19 protein-coding genes are annotated in these 17,581 nt (G+C 69.4%); 11 read left to right on the plus strand and 8 right to left on the minus strand.

All coding sequences use genetic code 11. The annotated features are described in order from the left end of the window. Positions 1-46 precede the first annotated feature (46 nt). Positions 47-676: a trimeric intracellular cation channel family protein gene (locus IWH25_RS13415; RefSeq protein ID WP_203386292.1), complete on the minus strand. Its 630-nt coding sequence runs from the start codon at positions 674-676 to the stop codon at positions 47-49. 19 nt (positions 677-695) lie between these two features. Continuing rightward, positions 696-1,145: an SsrA-binding protein SmpB gene (gene smpB / locus IWH25_RS13420; RefSeq protein WP_203386293.1), complete on the minus strand. Its 450-nt coding sequence runs from the start codon at positions 1,143-1,145 to the stop codon at positions 696-698. A 70-nt stretch (positions 1,146-1,215) separates the two neighbouring features. Between smpB and IWH25_RS13425 the strand changes: the two genes are divergently transcribed. Further along, positions 1,216-1,665, plus strand: a complete 450-nt coding sequence (locus tag IWH25_RS13425; protein WP_203386294.1) for a type II toxin-antitoxin system RatA family toxin — start codon at positions 1,216-1,218, stop codon at positions 1,663-1,665. Next, positions 1,662-1,976 carry an RnfH family protein gene (locus tag IWH25_RS13430; RefSeq protein ID WP_203386295.1) on the plus strand — a complete coding sequence of 105 codons (315 nt, stop codon included), beginning with the start codon at positions 1,662-1,664 and terminating at the stop codon, positions 1,974-1,976. Before IWH25_RS13425 ends, IWH25_RS13430 begins: the two co-directional genes overlap by 4 nt. Before the next feature lie 6 nt (positions 1,977-1,982). Here IWH25_RS13430 and IWH25_RS13435 read toward each other — a convergent pair whose 3' ends face one another. Further along, positions 1,983-2,465 carry a DUF4124 domain-containing protein gene (locus IWH25_RS13435; protein WP_203386296.1) on the minus strand — a complete coding sequence of 161 codons (483 nt, stop codon included), beginning with the start codon at positions 2,463-2,465 and terminating at the stop codon, positions 1,983-1,985. A gap of 62 nt (positions 2,466-2,527) precedes the next feature. Here IWH25_RS13435 and guaB point away from each other — a divergent pair, with 62 nt between their 5' ends. Then, positions 2,528-3,988, plus strand: coding sequence for an IMP dehydrogenase (gene guaB / locus IWH25_RS13440; protein WP_203386297.1), 1,461 nt, complete (start codon positions 2,528-2,530; stop codon positions 3,986-3,988). A gap of 60 nt (positions 3,989-4,048) precedes the next feature. Continuing rightward, positions 4,049-5,614 (plus strand): glutamine-hydrolyzing GMP synthase, encoded by a 1,566-nt coding sequence (gene guaA / locus IWH25_RS13445; protein ID WP_203386298.1) that lies wholly within the window; start codon positions 4,049-4,051, stop codon positions 5,612-5,614. 107 nt (positions 5,615-5,721) lie between these two features. Here guaA and IWH25_RS13450 read toward each other — a convergent pair whose 3' ends face one another. Beyond that, positions 5,722-5,934, minus strand: coding sequence for a DUF3079 domain-containing protein (locus IWH25_RS13450; protein ID WP_203386299.1), 213 nt, complete (start codon positions 5,932-5,934; stop codon positions 5,722-5,724). Positions 5,935-6,225: 291 nt separating this feature from the next. On the opposite strand from IWH25_RS13450, the gene IWH25_RS13455 reads away from it, so the two are divergent. Beyond that, positions 6,226-7,917 carry a SulP family inorganic anion transporter gene (locus IWH25_RS13455; protein ID WP_203386300.1) on the plus strand — a complete coding sequence of 564 codons (1,692 nt, stop codon included), beginning with the start codon at positions 6,226-6,228 and terminating at the stop codon, positions 7,915-7,917. A gap of 286 nt (positions 7,918-8,203) precedes the next feature. Next, a complete protein-coding gene (locus IWH25_RS13460; RefSeq protein WP_203386301.1) occupies positions 8,204-9,889 on the plus strand; it encodes a DEAD/DEAH box helicase in 1,686 nt (561 codons plus the stop codon). Between the two features lie 79 nt (positions 9,890-9,968). On the opposite strand, the gene IWH25_RS13465 is transcribed toward IWH25_RS13460, so the two are convergent. Continuing rightward, the gene (locus tag IWH25_RS13465; RefSeq protein WP_203386302.1) at positions 9,969-10,676 is read right to left on the minus strand and encodes an SDR family oxidoreductase; all 708 of its coding nucleotides are present in this window, start codon (positions 10,674-10,676) and stop codon (positions 9,969-9,971) included. A gap of 149 nt (positions 10,677-10,825) precedes the next feature. Here IWH25_RS13465 and IWH25_RS13470 point away from each other — a divergent pair, with 149 nt between their 5' ends. Beyond that, positions 10,826-11,869, plus strand: a complete 1,044-nt coding sequence (locus tag IWH25_RS13470; protein ID WP_238998901.1) for an asparaginase — start codon at positions 10,826-10,828, stop codon at positions 11,867-11,869. A gap of 25 nt (positions 11,870-11,894) precedes the next feature. Further along, positions 11,895-12,746 (plus strand): methylated-DNA--[protein]-cysteine S-methyltransferase, encoded by an 852-nt coding sequence (locus IWH25_RS13475; protein WP_203386304.1) that lies wholly within the window; start codon positions 11,895-11,897, stop codon positions 12,744-12,746. A gap of 7 nt (positions 12,747-12,753) precedes the next feature. Here the strand turns inward: IWH25_RS13475 and IWH25_RS13480 are convergent, their stop codons facing one another. Further along, a complete protein-coding gene (locus IWH25_RS13480; protein WP_203386305.1) occupies positions 12,754-14,097 on the minus strand; it encodes a diguanylate cyclase domain-containing protein in 1,344 nt (447 codons plus the stop codon). A gap of 210 nt (positions 14,098-14,307) precedes the next feature. Here IWH25_RS13480 and IWH25_RS13485 point away from each other — a divergent pair, with 210 nt between their 5' ends. The 3 genes from IWH25_RS13485 to IWH25_RS13495 are packed head-to-tail and all read left to right on the plus strand — an operon-like array spanning position 14,308 to position 15,558. Next, complete coding sequence (locus IWH25_RS13485) at positions 14,308-14,607, plus strand: hypothetical protein (RefSeq protein ID WP_203386306.1); 300 nt, start codon at positions 14,308-14,310, stop codon at positions 14,605-14,607. Between the two features lie 13 nt (positions 14,608-14,620). Next, entirely contained in the window at positions 14,621-15,082 is a 462-nt protein-coding gene (tadA, locus tag IWH25_RS13490; RefSeq protein WP_203386307.1) for a tRNA adenosine(34) deaminase TadA, read from the plus strand. Next, positions 15,079-15,558, plus strand: coding sequence for a L,D-transpeptidase (locus tag IWH25_RS13495; protein WP_203386308.1), 480 nt, complete (start codon positions 15,079-15,081; stop codon positions 15,556-15,558). The genes tadA and IWH25_RS13495 overlap by 4 nt, the downstream gene beginning before the upstream one ends. A 94-nt stretch (positions 15,559-15,652) precedes the next feature. On the opposite strand, the gene IWH25_RS13500 is transcribed toward IWH25_RS13495, so the two are convergent. Both IWH25_RS13500 and ygfZ read right to left on the minus strand, forming a co-directional pair. After that, the gene (locus tag IWH25_RS13500; RefSeq protein WP_203386309.1) at positions 15,653-16,399 is read right to left on the minus strand and encodes an NRDE family protein; all 747 of its coding nucleotides are present in this window, start codon (positions 16,397-16,399) and stop codon (positions 15,653-15,655) included. 88 nt (positions 16,400-16,487) lie between these two features. Next, on the minus strand, positions 16,488-17,501 hold the full coding sequence (gene ygfZ / locus IWH25_RS13505) for a CAF17-like 4Fe-4S cluster assembly/insertion protein YgfZ (RefSeq protein WP_203386310.1): 1,014 nt from the start codon (positions 17,499-17,501) through the stop codon (positions 16,488-16,490). Positions 17,502-17,581: the final 80 nt, after the last annotated feature.

Raw genomic sequence — 17,581 nt, forward strand, 5'->3', positions numbered from 1 at the left:
CGCCGGCCGACATCCGGCGGCGCCATGGGCGGCGCGCGGACGGAGGCTACGATCCGTCCCGTTTGGCCGGGAACGACGGCAGGGTCAGGTGGAAGTGGATCGCCGCCATGCGCAGGCCGAGGATGGCGAACATGGTGATGCCGCTCGCCCACAGGTCGGGCATGCCGGCCTGCTGCAGGCCGATCAGCAGCAGCGCGCCGAGCCAGGCGGCGGTCGCGTAGAGCGCGCCGGCGCGCATCACCAGCGGCACCTCGTTGCACAGCACGTCGCGCACGACGCCGCCGAAGACGCCGGTGATGACGCCCATCAGCGAGGCGGCCAGCCACGGCGTATGCCACTGCAGCGCCGCCTGTGTGCCGATCACCGTAAACAGCGCAAGGCCGATCGCGTCGGGGAAGAGAAACCAGCGCGGCGAGACGCGGCGGTGGCGGATCAGGAAGAAGCTGCCGATGCCGACGGCGACGGCGGTGATCAGGTAGGTCTGGTCGACGACCCAGAAGACGTTGCGGTCGAGCAGCAGGTCGCGCACGGTGCCACCGCCGAGCGCGGTGGCGACGGCGACGAAGGTGGCGCCGAGGACGTCGACCTCCTTGCGCTCGGCCTCGAGCACGCCGGTCAGCGCGTTGACCGCCACCGCCGCCATGCCGACCCAGTAGATGAAGTCGACCATCGTCATCGCGATGTCGCGCGCGGCCTCAGCGCGCCTTTTCCTTCATCAGCCGCCCCTGCTCGCGTTTCCAGTCCTTGTCCTGCTCGGCGGCCCGCTTATCGTGCAGCTTCTTGCCCTTGGCCAGGCCGATCTGCGCCTTCACGCGGCCGCGGGTGTAGTGCAGGTCGACCGGCACCAGCGTGTAGCCGGCGCGTTCGACCTTGCCGATCAGCTTCGAGATCTCGCGTTCGTGCAGCAGCAGCTTGCGCGTCCGCGTCGGGTCCGGGTGCACGTGCGTCGAGGCCTGCGACAGCGGCGTGATGTGCATGCCGAGCAGCCAGATCTCGCCGTCCTTGACGACGACGTAGGACTCCTTGATCTGCACGCGGCCGGCGCGGATGGCCTTCACTTCCCAGCCTTCGAGCGCGATGCCGGCCTCGTACTGCTCCTCGATGAAATAGTCGTGGAAGGCCTTCTTGTTGTTGGCGATGCTCATGTGCCCGCGGCGTCCGGTGTAATTGCGCTAAAATGCGCCATTCTACAGGATTCACGGGGGTTGACGGGCGATGGCCCTGGTCGAGAAATCGGTGCTGATCGAGCACTCCGCGCAACAGATGTTCGACCTCGTCGACCGCGTCGAGGACTACCCGCAGTTCCTCCCGTGGTGCAACCGCACCGAACTGAAATTCCGCGACGCGACGAAGACGGCGGCGACGCTGTTCATCAACTACCACAGCGTCAAGTCGCACTTCACCACCGAGAACGAGAAGGACGCGCAGGCGTCGCCGCTGCTGATGAAGATCCACCTCGTCGACGGCCCGTTCCGCCGGCTGGAGGGCGTCTGGCGCTTCAAGCCGCTGGCCGAGCATGCCTGCAAGATCGAGTTCGAGCTGGCCTACGAGTTTTCCAGCCGACTGTTCGAAAAGGTCATCGGGCCGGTATTCAGCACAATCGCAAACACCTTCGTCGACGCCTTCGTCAAGCGCGCGGCGCAGGTCTATGGAGCCAAGGGATGAAGATCGAGGTCGTCTACGCGCTGCCGCACAAGACGGAACTGGTGAGGCTTGAGCTGGCGGAGGGCAGCACCGTGCAGCAAGCGGTCGAGGCCTCGGGGCTGCTCGCCAAGTACCCGGAAATCGACGTCAGGAAGAACAAGTTCGGCATCTACGCCAAGCTCGCGAAGGCCGACGCCGTACTGCGCGACCGCGACCGCATCGAGATCTACCGGCCACTGATCGCCGACCCGAAGGAGGTACGCAAGCAGCGCGCGGCCGAGGGCAAGGTGATGAAGAAGGGCGCCGGCGACGAGGCCGGCGCGGCGGAGTAGGCGGGGCTACTTGCAGTTGTCGGCGACGAACTTGCGCGCGCGGTCGATCTCGGCGGCGCGCTGGCTGTCCTCGATATACACGCGCTCGCCCTGGGCGTCCCGGGTGACGACGCGCTCGCCCGACTCGAGAACCTGCAGCTGACGCTGCGCGCGCTCGCAATCGTCCTTGCGCGCAGCCTTGTTGGCGGCCTCCTTCTGCGCCTTCTCGGCGGCCTCCTTCTGCTCCTGCTGGCGCTTCTTGAACTCCAGCTCGCGGTCGGCGAGCGATTTCGGCGCCGCTGCGGCGCCGTTCGCCGCCGGCGCGCTGTCGCCACCGGCGTCGGCCGGGCCCGGGATCGTCTTCGCCGGTGCCTTGCCCGCGGGCGGCGGGCGATCCGAGATCACCGTCCGCCCGGACGCATCCTTGTACTGATAGATCTGGGCCTGCACCGGGAGGCTGGCGAGGAGGACGGCAAGCAGGGCGATGCGCGACGGCGGGAGCGGTCTCATGGCTATCCAACGGTTACAAGGCTTACGGTATAATACGTTTTTGTAACCCCGGAACAAAGGCCATGCGTGTAATCCAAAAGGCGTTGACGTTCGACGACGTCCTTCTCGTTCCCGCCCACTCTGCCATCCTCCCGCGCGACGTCAGCCTGAAAACCCGCCTGACGCGCAACATCACGCTGAACCTGCCGCTGGTGTCCGCCGCCATGGACACCGTCACCGAATCCCGCCTCGCCATCGCGCTGGCGCAGGAAGGCGGCATCGGCATCGTGCACAAGAACCTGAAGCCGAAGGCGCAGGCCACCGAAGTGGCGAAGGTGAAGCGCTTCGAGTCGGGCGTGCTGAAAGACCCGATCACCATCACCGCGACGATGACCGTCCGCGACGTGCTGGCGCTGACCCGCACGCACAGGATCTCCGGCCTGCCGGTGCTCGACGGCAAGATCGTCGTCGGCATCGTCACCAACCGCGACCTGCGCTTCGAGACCAACCTCGACCAGCCGGTCGGCAACATCATGACCCCGCGCGATCGCCTGATCACGGTGAAGGAGGGCAGCAGCCCCGAGGAGGCCAAGGCGCTGATGCACAAGAACCGCCTCGAGCGCGTGCTGGTCGTCAATGACGCCTTCGAGCTGCGCGGCCTGGTCACCGTCAAGGACATCCTCAAGTCCACCGAGCACCCGGACGCCGCCAAGGACGGCCACGGCCGCCTGCTGGTCGGCGCCGCGATCGGCGTCGGCGCCGGCACCGAGGAGCGCGCCGAGCTGCTGGCCGAGGCCGGCGTCGACGTAATCGTCGTCGACACTGCGCACGGCCACTCGCAGGGCGTGCTCGACCGCGTGCAGTGGGTCAAGCGCAATTTCCCGAACGTCGAGGTGATCGGCGGCAACATCGCCACCGCCACCGCCGCCCGCGCGCTGATGGACATGGGCGCCGACGGCGTCAAGGTCGGCATCGGCCCGGGCTCGATCTGCACCACCCGCATCGTCGCCGGCGTCGGCGTGCCGCAGATTTCCGCGGTGCATAACGTCGCCGAGGCGCTGAAGGGCACCGGCGTGCCGCTGATCGCCGACGGCGGCATCCGCTACTCGGGCGACATCGCCAAGGCGATCGCCGCCGGCGCCAACGCCGTCATGCTCGGCGGCCTGCTCGCCGGCACCGAGGAAGCGCCGGGCGAGGTCGAGCTCTACCAGGGCCGCTCATACAAGTCGTATCGCGGCATGGGCTCGATCGGCGCAATGGCCGCCGGCGCCGCCGACCGCTACTTCCAGGACAACACCGCCAACGTCGACAAGCTGGTCCCCGAGGGCATCGAGGGCCGCGTGCCCTACAAGGGCTCGGCGCTGGCGGTGATCCACCAGCTGATGGGCGGCCTGCGCTCGTCGATGGGCTACCTCGGCTGCAGCACGATCGAGCAGATGCACGAGCGTGCCGAGTTCGTCGAGATCACCTCGGCCGGCGTCCGCGAGTCGCATGTACACGATGTGCAGATCACCAAGGAAGCACCGAACTACCACGTGGATTGATCCACCGCGGTCCAACCGGGGCGGCTTCACGGCCGCCCTTGTTCATTCAAGGGTTTGAAAATGGCTCACCAGAAGATCCTCATCCTCGATTTCGGCTCCCAGGTCACCCAGCTGATCGCCCGCCGCGTGCGCGAGCAGCAGGTCTATTGCGAACTGCACCCGTTCGACGTCTCCGACCAGTTCGTCCGCGACTTCAAGCCGGCCGGGATCATCCTCTCCGGCGGCCCGAACTCGGTCTATGAGGCGCTGGAATGGAAGGCGCCGCAGGCAGTGTTCGAGCTCGGCGTGCCGGTGCTCGGCATCTGCTACGGCATGCAGACGATGGCCCAGCAGCTCGGCGGCAAGGTCGAGAGCTCGGGCAAGCGCGAGTTCGGCTACGCCGAGATCCGCGCCCGCGGCCATTCCGAGCTGTTCAAGGGCCTCCAGGATCGGACCAATGACGAGGGCCACGGCCTGCTCGACGTGTGGATGAGCCACGGCGACAAGGTCACCGAGCTGCCGGCCGGCTTCAAGGTCATCGCCAGCACGGAATCGTGCCCGGTGGCGGCGATGGCCGACGAGACCCGCAAGTTCTACGCCGTCCAGTTCCACCCGGAAGTCACACACACGCTCAAGGGCAAGGAGATGATCGCCCGCTTCGTGCACGAGATCTGCGGCTGCGGCCACGACTGGAACATGCCGGACTACGTGAACGAGGCGATCGAGAAGGTGCGCGCCCAGGTCGGCAAGGAGGAAGTGATCCTCGGCCTGTCCGGCGGCGTCGATTCGTCGGTCGTCGCCGCGCTGCTGCACCGCGCGATCGGCGACCAGCTGACCTGCGTCTTCGTCGACAACGGCCTGCTGCGCCTGAACGAGGCCGAGCAGGTGATGCAAACGTTTGCCCGCAACCTCGGGGTCAAGGTCATCCACGTCGATGCCACCGCGCAGTTCATGGGCCATCTAGCCGGCGTTTCGGATCCCGAGCAAAAGCGCAAGATCATCGGCCGCGAGTTCGTCGAGGTCTTCCAGGCCGAAGCCAAGAAGCTACCGAACGCCAAGTGGCTGGCGCAGGGCACGATCTACCCGGACGTGATCGAGTCGGCCGGCGCCAAGACCGGCAAGGCGCACGCGATCAAGAGCCACCACAACGTCGGCGGCCTGCCGGAGACGCTGAACCTGAAGCTCCTCGAGCCGCTGCGCGAACTGTTCAAGGACGAGGTACGCGAACTCGGCATCGCGCTCGGCCTGCCGCACGAGATGGTCTACCGCCACCCGTTCCCCGGCCCGGGTTTGGGCGTGCGCATCCTCGGCGAAGTGAAGAAGGAGTTCGCCGACCTGCTGCGCCGGGCGGATGCCATCTTCATCGACGAGCTGCGCGCCGCCGACTGGTACGACAAGACCAGCCAGGCCTTCGCCGTCTTCCTGCCGGTGAAGTCGGTCGGCGTCATGGGCGACGGCCGCACCTACGAATACGTCGTCGCGCTGCGCGCCGTGCAGACGCAGGACTTCATGACCGCGCACTGGGCCGAGCTGCCGCATTCGCTGCTGGGGAAGGTGTCCAATAGAATTATTAATGAAGTCAGGGGTATCAACCGCGTCGTCTACGACATCTCGGGCAAGCCGCCGGCGACGATCGAGTGGGAGTAATCGGCGCCGCCTGACTCCGGCGACGGCACCAGCCCGCCGTCAAGCATCGCGCAGCCCCTCGCCTCGGCGGGGGGCTGTTCTTTTGTGGCGGGAAAAGGGGGAGCCGCTCAAGAGGGGTCGGGCGTCGGGTTGGTCTTCTCTGCCTCGACGTCGATCCCCCAGTCGCCCCACTTGTACCAGTCCTCGCCGAGCAGCTCGGCGGGGTGCTGGGTACGGCCGGAACCATTGCCGCAGGCGAGCGCATCGGCAGCGCAATATTTGTCGCAACCCCAGCAGATGCGCTCGGGATGCCTGGGGTGCAGGGGAAATTTCTTCGCCATTCCTGTCCTTCGTCAGGACCGATACCGGACAGCCCGGCGGCCGGTTTTGCCGGCGCCGCTCTGGTCCGTCCGGGAGCATTTGCGCCGCGGCCACCGCTCCGGGCGGTCGCGTGGTTGAGTAGATTACTCAACCATCACGCGAAGGGTTTGATCGCCATCAAGAATCGCCCGTGCTCGTCTGCCGCGTCGGGCCGGCGTTCGCCAGGCTCCCGGCCCGATCTGACGTTACAATCTTATTAACATTGACAGCACACAGGAAGAGAATAAAATTCGTGGCTTACTCGCGCCGCCATGAAATTCATCTTCCGCCCCAAGCTCCTCGACTGCCTGCCGGGCTACGGCCGCGCGCAATTCGGCAAGGACCTCGCTTCGGGCATCACCGTCGGCGTGCTGGCGCTGCCGTTGGCCATGGCCTTCGCGATCGCCAGCGGCTGTTCGCCGACCGCCGGTATCTGGACGGCGATCATCGCCGGCTTCCTGACCGCCGCGCTCGGCGGTTCGCGGGTGCAGATCGGCGGCCCGACCGGCGCCTTCATCCCGATCGTCTACGGCATCGTCGCCGCACACGGCTTCGTGAACCTGCTCGGCGCGACCATGCTCGCCGGCGCCTTCCTGCTGGCGATGGGCATCGCGCGCATGGGGCAGCTGATCCGCTTCATCCCGGTGACGGTGGTGATCGGTTTCACCAACGGCATCGCGGTGGTGATCTTCATGGCGCAGATCAAGGATTTCTTCGGCCTGAAGATCGACGCGCTGCCGGCCGAGTTCTTCGCGCGCATCAAGACGCTGGCGGCGCACGCCCACACCGTCGACCTGCCGACGCTCGGGCTGGCCGTCGCCTCGCTGCTCTTCCTGCTCTTCTACAACCGTCTCGCGCAGTGGTTCGCGCCGCTGCGCCGGGCACCCGGACCGCTGGCGGTGCTCGTCGTCGGCACGCTCGCCGCGTGGCTGTTCGAGCTGCCGGTGGAAACCATCGGCAGCCGCTTCAACGGCATCCCGCAGGAACTGCCGGCCGTCGGCCTCCCGCCGCTGTCGATCCACGACTTCGGCAAGCTGATCTCGCCGGCGATCACCATCGCGCTGCTCGGCGCGATCGAGTCGCTGCTCTCGGCGCGTGTCGCCGACGGCCAGATCGACGATCGCCACGACCCCAACCAGGAGCTGATCGCGCAGGGGCTCTCGAACATCGCGGCGCCGCTGTTCGGCGGCTTCGCCGCCACCGGCGCCATCGCCCGCACGACGACCAACGTCCGCACCGGCGGCCGCACGCCGATCGCCGGCATGATCCACGCCGGCGTGCTGCTGGCGATCGTGCTGGTCGCCGCGCCGCTCGCCTATTACGTGCCGCTGGCGACGCTGTCGGCGATCGTCATGGTCGTCGCCATCAACATGGGGGAGTGGCACGAGTTCCTCGAGCTGCGCCGTTACACCAACAACTACCGCATCATCCTGCTCGCCACCTTCTTCGTGACGGTGATCTTCGACCTCACCATTGCCGTCGAGCTGGGCATGGTGCTGGCGTGCCTGGCCTTCATCTACCGCATGTCGGAGCTGACCCGGATCGAGCGCCTGCCGCTCGACGAAGAGGCGATGGAGCCGTGCTTCCTGTACCCGGATGGCACGATGCGCGTCGCCGCGTGGCAGCTCTACGGCTCGCTGTTCTTCGGCGCGGTGAACAAGCTCGAGGAGCTGCTCGACCCGGCGGCGGGCCACCCGGAGATCGTCGTCCTCGACATGACGCGCCTGGTGCAGCTCGACACGACCGGCCTGGAGGGGCTGGAGAACCTGCTGCAGAAACTGAAGACGCGCAACTGCACGCTGCTCGTCTGCGGCCTCAACGCGCAGCCGGGCTCGCTGCTGCGCCGCTCCGGCTTCCTCGGTCACCTCGACGCAGGCAACGTCTGCGCCGACCTCGACGCTGCGCTCGCCCGCGCGCGCAGCCTGCTGCCGGACTTGATGGGCGGCGGCGAAGATGACTACTGAAAATTCCGCTGGACAGCGGGGGCGCGCATCCGTAGAATGCGCCACCTTGTGCATTGCAGCAACGGATGCACAGACGCGCATCGCGAACCTGAAGCAGTAACAACGACAAAGCCTTCCTGCCCCTTGGCGCCGCAACACATGGCGCCGTCCCGGCACAAAGCTTTCGTGCCGAAATCTCGATTCTCTCTGAGTTTTCAAGCAATTTCGTGGGTTAGCGCTGCATTTACAGCGCCCGTGACCTGTCCTCCGGACCGGCCGCGCGCGCCCATTTTTGTGAAAGAAAACGATGACTTTTGAAGAGATCGGCCTCCATCCGGCCATCCTGAAGGCGCTCGCCGACGCGGGCTATACCGAACCCACCCCGGTCCAGGCGCAGGCGATTCCCGCCGCGATCGAAGGCCGCGACCTGCTCGTCTCGTCGCAGACCGGCTCCGGCAAGACCGCGGCGTTCATGCTGCCGTCGATGCACAAGCTGGCGGTTGCCGCGCAGGACAACCCGCTGCCGGCCGTCAAGACGCCTAACCAGGAACGCCAGTCGGCGCGTGCCCGCGGCGAACGTCCGCGCTATGCGCCGGCGCAGCCGAAGATGCTGGTGCTGACGCCGACGCGCGAACTGGCGCTGCAGGTCACCACCGCCACCGAGAAGTACGGCGCCAACCTGCGCCGCATGAAGGCCGTCTCGATCCTCGGCGGCATGCCGTATCCGAAGCAGATGCAGCTGCTGGCGCGCAATCCGGAAATCCTGGTGGCGACGCCGGGCCGGCTGATCGACCACATGAACTCGGGCAAGATCGACTTCTCGCAGCTGCAGATCCTGGTGCTCGACGAAGCCGACCGCATGCTCGACATGGGCTTCATCGACGACATCGAGACGATCATCGCGGCGACGCCGGCCGCGCGCCAGACCATGCTCTTCTCGGCGACGCTGGAGGGCGACGTCGGCCGCATGGCCGAGCGCATCACGCGCGAGCCGCAGGTGATCCGCATCGCCGGCTCGCAGACCAAGCACGAGAACATCGAACAGAAGGTGCACTTCGTCGACGACCTGGCACACAAGAACCGCCTGCTCGACCACCTGCTGCGCGACGCCGCATTGCAGCAGGCGGTGATCTTCACCGCCACCAAGCGCGACGCCGACGCCATTGCCGACCAGCTGAACGCCGACGGCTTCGCCGCCGCGCCGCTGCACGGCGACATGCACCAGGGCGCGCGCAACCGCACGCTGAACGCGCTGCGCCGCGGCCAGCTGCGCATCCTCGTCGCCACCGACGTCGCCGCGCGCGGCATCGACGTGCCGGGGATCACCCATGTCTTCAACTATGACCTGCCGAAGTTCCCCGAGGACTACGTGCACCGCATCGGCCGCACCGGCCGCGCCGGCCGCAGCGGCGTCGCCGTGTCGCTGGTGCACCACGCCGAAGGCATCCACGTAAAGCGCATCGAGCGCTTCACCAAGCAGGTGATCCCGGTCGACGTCGTGCCCGGCCATGAGCCGCAGCGCACTCCGGCGCCGAGGAAGGCGAAGCCCGCCGGCTGGAAGCCGGGGCAGGGGAGAGGCGGCAACAAGCCGAGCGGCGACCGCTACGGCAAGGGCGGCGGTTATTCGCGCGATGGCGGCGCCTATGCAGGCGGCGAGAAGCACTACGGCAAGGGGCCGCGCCCGGGAGGCTTCGGCCCGCGCAACGCCGAAGGCTTCAACGAGCAGCGCCCGGACAATTTCGGCAACCGTCCCGAGCGCGACCGCAGCCAGGGGCGCCCCGACAACTTCGGCAACCGCACCGACCGCCCGGACACCCGCCCCGACAACTTCGGCAACCGCGCCGACTACCAGCCGCGCGGCGGCAAGCCGCAGGGCGACCGTCCGGCATACGCCGGCAAGGGCGCCCCGCGCGGCGATGGTTTCGGCAAGACCTTCGGCAAGGGCGCGCCGCGCCCCGGCGGCCAGCCGCGCCGCAGCTGGACCGAGCGCTGAACGGTTCGCTCCGGCGCTAGCGAAGCAGACGAATGCCGCAGGCGGTCCGCCGTCTGCGGCATTTTTTCGTCCGGCGCGGCTACCAGGGAATCGGCTGGCGGTCGCGGAAAAAGCCGCCGCTCGGCCCGTCCGCGGGCAGCGTCGCGAGCCAGACGACGGTGTCGATCCCTTCCTCCGGCGAGCGCGGCGCATCGGGTCCGCCGAGGTCGGTGCGACACCAGCCCGGGCACACCGAGTTCACCTTGATCCCGGTTTCCGCCAGTTCGGCGGCGAGGATGCGCGTCAGCGCGTTCACCGCCGCCTTTGAGATCCGGTAGGCCGGCGCGCCGGCCGCCATCGTCGCCAGCTGCCCCATCCCCGACGCGAGGTTGACCACGCGGCCGGCGCGGCTCGCCTGCAGCAGCGGCAACAGCGCCTGGCTGACCCGCAGCATGCCGACGAGGTTGGTGTCTAGGGTCGCCTGCAGCGTTTCCGGCGACAGCTCGGCGATGCTGGCGGCGAAGCGCTCGCGGCAGATGCCGGCATTGTTGATTAGCACGTCCACCCGCCCGAAGCGCTCGCGCAGCCAGTCGGCCAGCGCCGCCACCGACTGCGCGTCGGTGACGTCGAGCGGGCGGCATTCGCCCACCTGGCCGGTTTGCGCCAGGGCTTGGCGGAGGGCGGCGAGGTCGTCCGGGCGCCGCGCGGTGGCGACGACGCAATGCCCCTCGCCGGCGAGCCGCCGCGCCGCCGCCTGCCCCAGGCCGCGGCTGGCTCCGGTGATGACCGTGATCGTTCGTTCCTCCATGTGCGCACCTCCATCCGTTCGGCGTTTCCCGTTGGACCGGAAAACCGCGGGGCTTGCAGACGCTCGCAACTTGCGCCCCGCGGCCGTACTCTACGCCAATGAAGCAGGGAGTTCCGTCGATGAAGCAAGCGATGCCGTTGCCTGGTCATGTGCCTCTGATCGTTGCGACGCGCGGCGATGCCGTCGAGTCGGTCTATTACGGCTCGCTGGCGGTCGCCGCCGCCGATGGCCGCCTGCTCGCCGCCGCCGGCGACTGCACGTTTCCGATGTTCACGCGCTCGACGCTGAAGCCGTTCCAGGCGCTGCCCTTCGTCGCCGACGGCGGGCCGGCGCATTTCGGCTTCTCGCCGGCGCAGGTGGCGCTGATGTGCGCCAGCCATTCGGGCGAGCCGCGCCACCTCGCCGGCGTCGCCGACATGCTGGCGCGCATCGCTTGCGACGAGGCGGCGCTGCAGTGCGGCAGCCATGCGCCGCTGTTCTACGCCGCGACCGGCCGCGCACCGCCCGCCGACCTGGCGGCCAGCCCGCTGCACCACAACTGCTCCGGCAAGCACGCCGGCTTCCTCGCGTGGTGCCGGCTGCACGGGCAGCCGACCGCCACCTACCTCGATCCGGCGCATCCGCTACAGCGGGCGATCCGGCGCCGGCTGGCGCGGCTGCTCGGCCTGCGCACGAACGCGCTGCCGCTCGGCATCGACGGTTGCGGCGCGCCCAACTACGCGCTGCCGCTCGCCTGTCTGGCGCAGGCCTACGCCCGCCTCGCATCGCCCGGTGCACCGCCGCCGCTGGCGACGCTGTTCGCGGCGATGACCGGGCACCCGGAGATGGTCGCCGGCGAGGCGCGCAACGACCTGCTGCTGATGCAGGCGGCAGCCGGCGACTGGGTGGCGAAGGGCGGCGCCGATGGCGTGCAGGCGCTCGGCGTGCGCAGCCGCGGCCTCGGCATCGCGCTGAAGATCGCCGACGGCAGCCCGCGCGCGCTGCAGACGGCGCTCGCCGCGATTCTCGACCGGCTGGGGCTGCTGCCGGCGGACGGCGCCTCGCCGCTCGCGCCATGGCGGGCCGGAGAAATCCGCAACGCGGCGGGCCGGCTCACCGGCCGCCTGCTGCCGGTGTTCGAGCTGGTCCGGCCGGGCGCAGCGCAAGAATCGGGTGGCGCGGGCGGGGGCGATCGGCAAGAATCCGCGGCGTGAACGATTCCGGCGAAAGGGCGCAACGATGGAACGACAGCCATCCCTCGGCAAGGCCTACGATACGGTGGCCGCCGCAATCCGCTTCGTGCGCGCGCAGGCGCGCCGGCAACCGTCGCTCGACGAGGTCGCCGCCCACGTCGGCCTGAGCGGCCCGCATCTGCAGCGCGTCTTCAGCGAATGGGCCGGCATCTCGCCGAAGCGCTTCCTGCAGTTCCTGACCAAGGAGCACGCCCGCGCATTGCTGCGCCAGTCGCGCGACGTACTCGCCACCAGCCTGGAAAGCGGCCTCTCCGGCCCCGGCCGGCTGCACGACCTGATGGTCGCCTGCGAGGCGATGACGCCGGGCGAGGTCGGTGCGCTCGGCGAGGGGCTGACGCTCGCCTTCGGCTTCGCCCCGACGCCGCTCGGCGACGTCATTTGCGGCCTGACGCCGCGCGGCGTCTGCCTCCTGCAGTTCGTCGCGACCGGCGAGACGGCGGCGGCCGAGGCCGCGCTGCGGGCGGAATGGCCGAAGGCCGCCTGTGTGCGCGACGATGCGGCGGTGGCCGGGGTCGTCCGCGCGATGTTCGATCCGCTTGCCGGCGACCGGCCGATCGCACTGCTGCTGCGCGGCACCAACTTCCAGCTCAAGGTCTGGGAAGCCTTGCTGCGCATCCCCGCCGGCTGCGCCGTCTCCTACGGCGACCTCGCCGGCCGGGTCGGCGCGCCGCGGGCGCCGCGGGCGGTCGGCACCGCCCTCGCGCACAACCGCATCGCCGTGCTCGTACCGTGTCACCGGGTGATCCGCGAGAGCGGCGAGATCGGCCAGTACCGCTGGGGCAGCGAGCGCAAGGCGGCGCTGCTCGCCTGCGAAGCGGCGGCGCGACAGGGAACCTAGCCGCGCCTCATGCCGACCGCGGCTGGTGCATGCAGTATCCGTCGCGGCCGTCGGACTTGGCGCGGTACATCGCGTTGTCGGCCAGCCCGAGCAGCACCTCGGGCTGCTCGCCGTGCTCAGGGAAGAGGCTGATGCCGATGCTGGGAGTGACGCGGATCTCCCGTCCTTCGATGCGGATCGGCTCGTGCAGCGTGGCGATGATCGCCGAAGCCACCCGCTGCGCATCGGCGCAGTCCTCGACGTCGGTCAGCACGACGACGAATTCGTCGCCGCCGAAGCGCGCCAGGAAATCGGAATCGCGCGCCACCCGGCGCAGCCGGCACGCGACCTCGACCAGCACCTGGTCGCCGGCGGCGTGCCCTAGCGTATCGTTGATTTCCTTGAAATAGTCGAGGTCGGTAAACAGCAGCGCCACCCGCCGCCCCTTGCGCCGCGCCATGGCGATCGTCTGCGGCAGCACCGCATCGAGCGCGAAGCGGTTGCCGAGGCCGGTCAGCTGGTCGTGGTGGGCGAGGTAATGGATGCGCTCCTCGTCCGACTTGCGCTCGCTGATGTCGGAAAAGACGCCGACGTAGTGCGCCGGCTCCTGCCCCTGCGGGTCGGCGACGGCGTCGATGTGCATCCAGCACGGAATCTCGCTGCCGTCCCGCCGCCGGTTCCAGATCTCGCCGGCCCAGTGGCCGTCTCGGCTGAGCCCTTCCCACATCGCCGCAAAGAAGGCGGCGTCGTGCCGCGACGAGCGAATCAGCGAGGCCTTGCGTCCGATCGCCTCGTCGCGGGGGTAGCCGGTGATGCGCTCGAAGGCCGGATTGACGTCGACAATCCGGGTCGCCGCGTCGGTGACGAGGATCGCCTCGGACATGCTGCGATAGACCTGCTGCGCGAGGCGCAGCACGCGACGCGCCTCCTGCCGCTGCGTGATGTCGTTGACCTGCAGCCAGTAGTCGCCGTTGGCGGCGCCGGCCATCGGCCAGTGGCGCAGCATCAGCCAGCGCCGCGAACCGTCGCCGGTGGCGACGCTGGTCTCGACCGACGCGCCCGGCAGCCCGCTGCGCGCCAGCCGGGCCAGCTCGCGGGTTTCCTCGCGCCAGGCCGGCTGCCGCTCGCGACCGGCACCGAGCACCTCGGCCAGCATCGCGTTCCACTCCTTCAACTCGCCGTCGGCGCCGACCAGTGCGATGCCGGCCAGCGACGAATCGAACAGGCTACGGTAGCGACGGCCGCGCTCTTCGGCGAGCCCGTGCGCCGATTCGCTGCGGCGGCGCTCGCGCACGACCAGAACGAGCAGGACCACCGCCAGCAGCGTCGTGACTGCGGCAAGGATCAGAAGCGGCGCGAGGTCATTCGCCATCGACATCAGCCGGAGAACGCAATGGCGATCGGCGAGTCGGCGAAAGCGAGCGTCATGACGGCCCCATCTGCATGAAATGCAAGGAGAAACCGCGGCTAGCGGGCCAACTTTCACTATAGGACGCGACAAGGAGTGGCGAAAGGGCGCCGTTCGGCGCCGTCGTACCGCGGAGCAATGACTATTAAGATAACGTTATCTAAAATAGCCGGCATGAACCCGAAAGAACCCGACGACGACACACCCCGGCGCGGCCGTCCGCGCACCCGCTTCGCCGACCGCGACGAACAGGTGCGGCAGAACATGCGCCTCTACCGCGCGCGCCGCGCCGCCGAACTGGAGGCGCTGGCAAAGGCCCTCGACCGCCTCGCCGCCAGCGTCGCCGGCGGCGACCTGCAGGCCACCTTCCGCGCCGCGGCCGCGGCCGCCGGACTGTGGTCGGCGAGCGCGCTCAAGGATAACGTTATCAAAAACCGCCAGCGGCGGCGGACGGCGGCGGGCAAGCGCGCTTGATACAATGGCGCCGATGGACGACGAATTCTTCATGCGCGAGGCGATGTCGCTGGCGCGCTCCGCCGAATGCCTGGGCGAGGTCCCGGTCGGCGCGGTGATCGTACGCGACGGCGAGATCGTCGGCCGCGGCTTCAATTCCCCGATCGGCGAGAGCGACCCGACGGCGCATGCCGAGATCGCCGCCCTGCGCGACGCGTCGCGCCGGCTCGGCAACTACCGCCTGCCGGGGTGCACGCTGTACGTGACGCTGGAACCCTGCGCGATGTGCGCCGGCGCCATCATGCACGCGCGCATCGCCCGCGTCGTCTATGGCGCGCGCGACCCGAAGACCGGCGTGCACGGCAGCGTCGTCGACCTGTTCGCGGTCGAGCGCCTGAACCACCACGCCGAGGTGGTCGGCGGCGTCCTCGGCGAGGAGTGCGGCAGCATGCTCTCGGCCTTCTTCGCCGCCCGCCGCAAGGTCCGCGCGCAATGAAGATCCACATTTCGATCGCCCGCCAGGAGCTCGCGCTGGTCGACGACGCGGGGCGACCGCTGCGCCGCTGGCCGGTATCCACTGCCGCCAACGGCGCCGGCGAGGTGTCCGGCAGCTACTGCACGCCGCGCGGCCGGCACGTGGTGCGCGCCAGGATCGGCGGCGGCCGGCCGGAAAACACCGTCTTCGTCCGCCGCCGGCCGACCGGCGAAATCTACACGCCGGAACTCGGCGCCGCGCACCCCGGCCGCGACTGGATCCTCACCCGCATTCTCTGGCTGTCCGGCTGCGAACCCGGCGTGAACCGGCTCGGCCGGGTCGACACGATGCGCCGCTACATCTACATCCACGGCAGCCCGGACGGCACGGCGATGGGCGTCCCCGGCTCGCACGGCTGCATCCGCATGCGCAACGCCGACGTCGTCGAGCTGTTCGACCTGATCCCGGTCGGTACCGCGGTGGAGATCGAAGCCTAGGAGGTGCGGTGGCGCTGTCTGGCCTGGCGCCGCGCGCCTAGCATCCACCGCCTTTGCGCGGCAACGCGCTCCACGAATCTGCTGTGAGCACGCCCTAGCCGAGGTCGAGGCAGATTTCGCCGGCAGGCTCGCCGCCGGAGCCATAGCTTCGTTCGTGCAGGCGGGCACCGCCATCGTCGCGCTGCACGAGGAGGGTGGAGGCCCGCGTGCCGTAGTCCGACGAGCGGACGAAGATCGCCGACAGCCGCCGTTCCCATTCCAGGCTGACGCCGGTCGCCGGCAGGTGCCGGTCGGGGACGATCTCGTCGTCAGCGAGCAGCGCGAAGAAATCCTCCTCCGCCGGCAGGCGCGGCAGCGCCGCGGCGAAGCGCGCCTTGGCGGTGGCCAGTTTCGGCCACGGCGTATCCAGCAGGTGGTTCGAGACCCCGTAGATGCCGGGCGACAGCGGGTGCGGCGCGGCGATGCGGTTGGAGGCGTACCACAGCGCGCGGCCGTCGCTGACCAGCAGGTTGAATCCGGAATAGGCGGCACCGTCGATCGCCGCCGCGTACTCGGCCGCCGATGCATCGCCGGTGAGGAAATCCGCGGTCAGCCGGCCGCGCGAACGCGCCCCTTGCGGCCGGCCCGGTTCACGGACGTTGGTGACCGCCGCGAAGCGCCCGCCGGCGGCGACGCCGAGCCAGGTGCCGCCGGCTTCCAGGTCGCGCCCGGCGAGCACCTGCGGTGCATCCGCCCAGCGCGCGGCGGAGGCCGTCGGCCGGGCGAAGAATTCGTCGCGGTTGGCGGCGACGACCAGCGGATAGTCGGGATGCGCGCGCCAGGCGACGAGGATCAGGCACATCGCCAGGCACCTCGGGAACGGAGGGGAAGGCGAAGGGCGCTCAGGCGCCCCCCGCGGGGCCGTCGTTGCGACGCGTATCGTCCATCGCTCAGGCGGCCACTGCGGCCGCGGCGGCGTTCGCGCCGTCGCGCGCGCGCAGGCGGATGCCGGCGTCTGCCGCCAGTTCCATGACCACGGCCAGCGCCTCGTGGCCGCCGGCCGGCGATGCCGCCGCGCTGACCACCATGCCGCAGGACTGGTCGGGGACGGCTTCCGAATAGAGTTCGTCGCCGGCCGCCATCGCCGCGTCGCTGCGCAGCCGGTAGAGGTGGCGCTTGACCTTGCCCAGGTACTGCGTGCGGGCGACGACCTCCTGCCCGGGATAGCAGCCCTTGTGGAAGCTGACGCCGCCGATGCGCTCGAAATTGGCCATCTGCGGCACGAAGTGCTCCTTCGTCGCCTCGCTGATCAGCGGCAGCGCGGCGCGGATGTCCAGCCAGCGCCAGGCCGGCAGGCCGACCGGACGCGCTGTGCCGGCGAGCGCCGCCCAGACGGCGGCGGCGCGCTCGGCCGGAACGGCGATCAACTGGCGCGCGTCGTCGATGCGGATCACCGCGCAGCCGTCGGCGGCGGCACTCTTCATCGGCTCCGGCCGGGGCAGGCCGGCGGCCTGCAGCGCCGCCGGCGACTGCGGGCCGGACAGGCCGAGCAGCGCGAGGCCGGCATCGGCGACCGTCACCTTCGAGCGCAGCACGTACATCTGCAGGCGCTTGGCGATCGCCGCCTGCAGGTCGGCGGAGAGCGCCAGCAGGTAGTCGCCGCCGTCGCGCCAGACGACGAAGCTGGCCAGCATGCGCCCCTTGGCGCTGCACCAGGCGGCATGCTGCGCGCCGTCGGCGGCGAGGTGGTTGATGTCGCTGGTCAGCTGGTTGTGCAGGAAGGACTTGGCGTCCTCGCCGCCGACGCGGATCACGCCGAGGTGCGTCAGCGGCGCGACGACGGTCGCATCGCGGGCGGCGGCGAGCTCGCCGGCGGCGTCGCCGAAGCTGTCGACCTCGGGGTTGCGGGAATCGTTGAAACGGGCGCCGGTGGCGCCAAGGGCCTCTTTCCAGGTCGGGATCATGTCGCCGTGTCTCGTGTGGGGTCTATGCTTCGGCTATTATAACGCCTCCGCCAAAACCGCCCGCCGCCCGCGCGCTCCGC

The sequence above is a fragment of the Azospira restricta genome, assembly GCF_016858125.1.
Taxonomy (GTDB): Bacteria; Pseudomonadota; Gammaproteobacteria; order Burkholderiales; family Rhodocyclaceae; genus Proximibacter; species Proximibacter restrictus.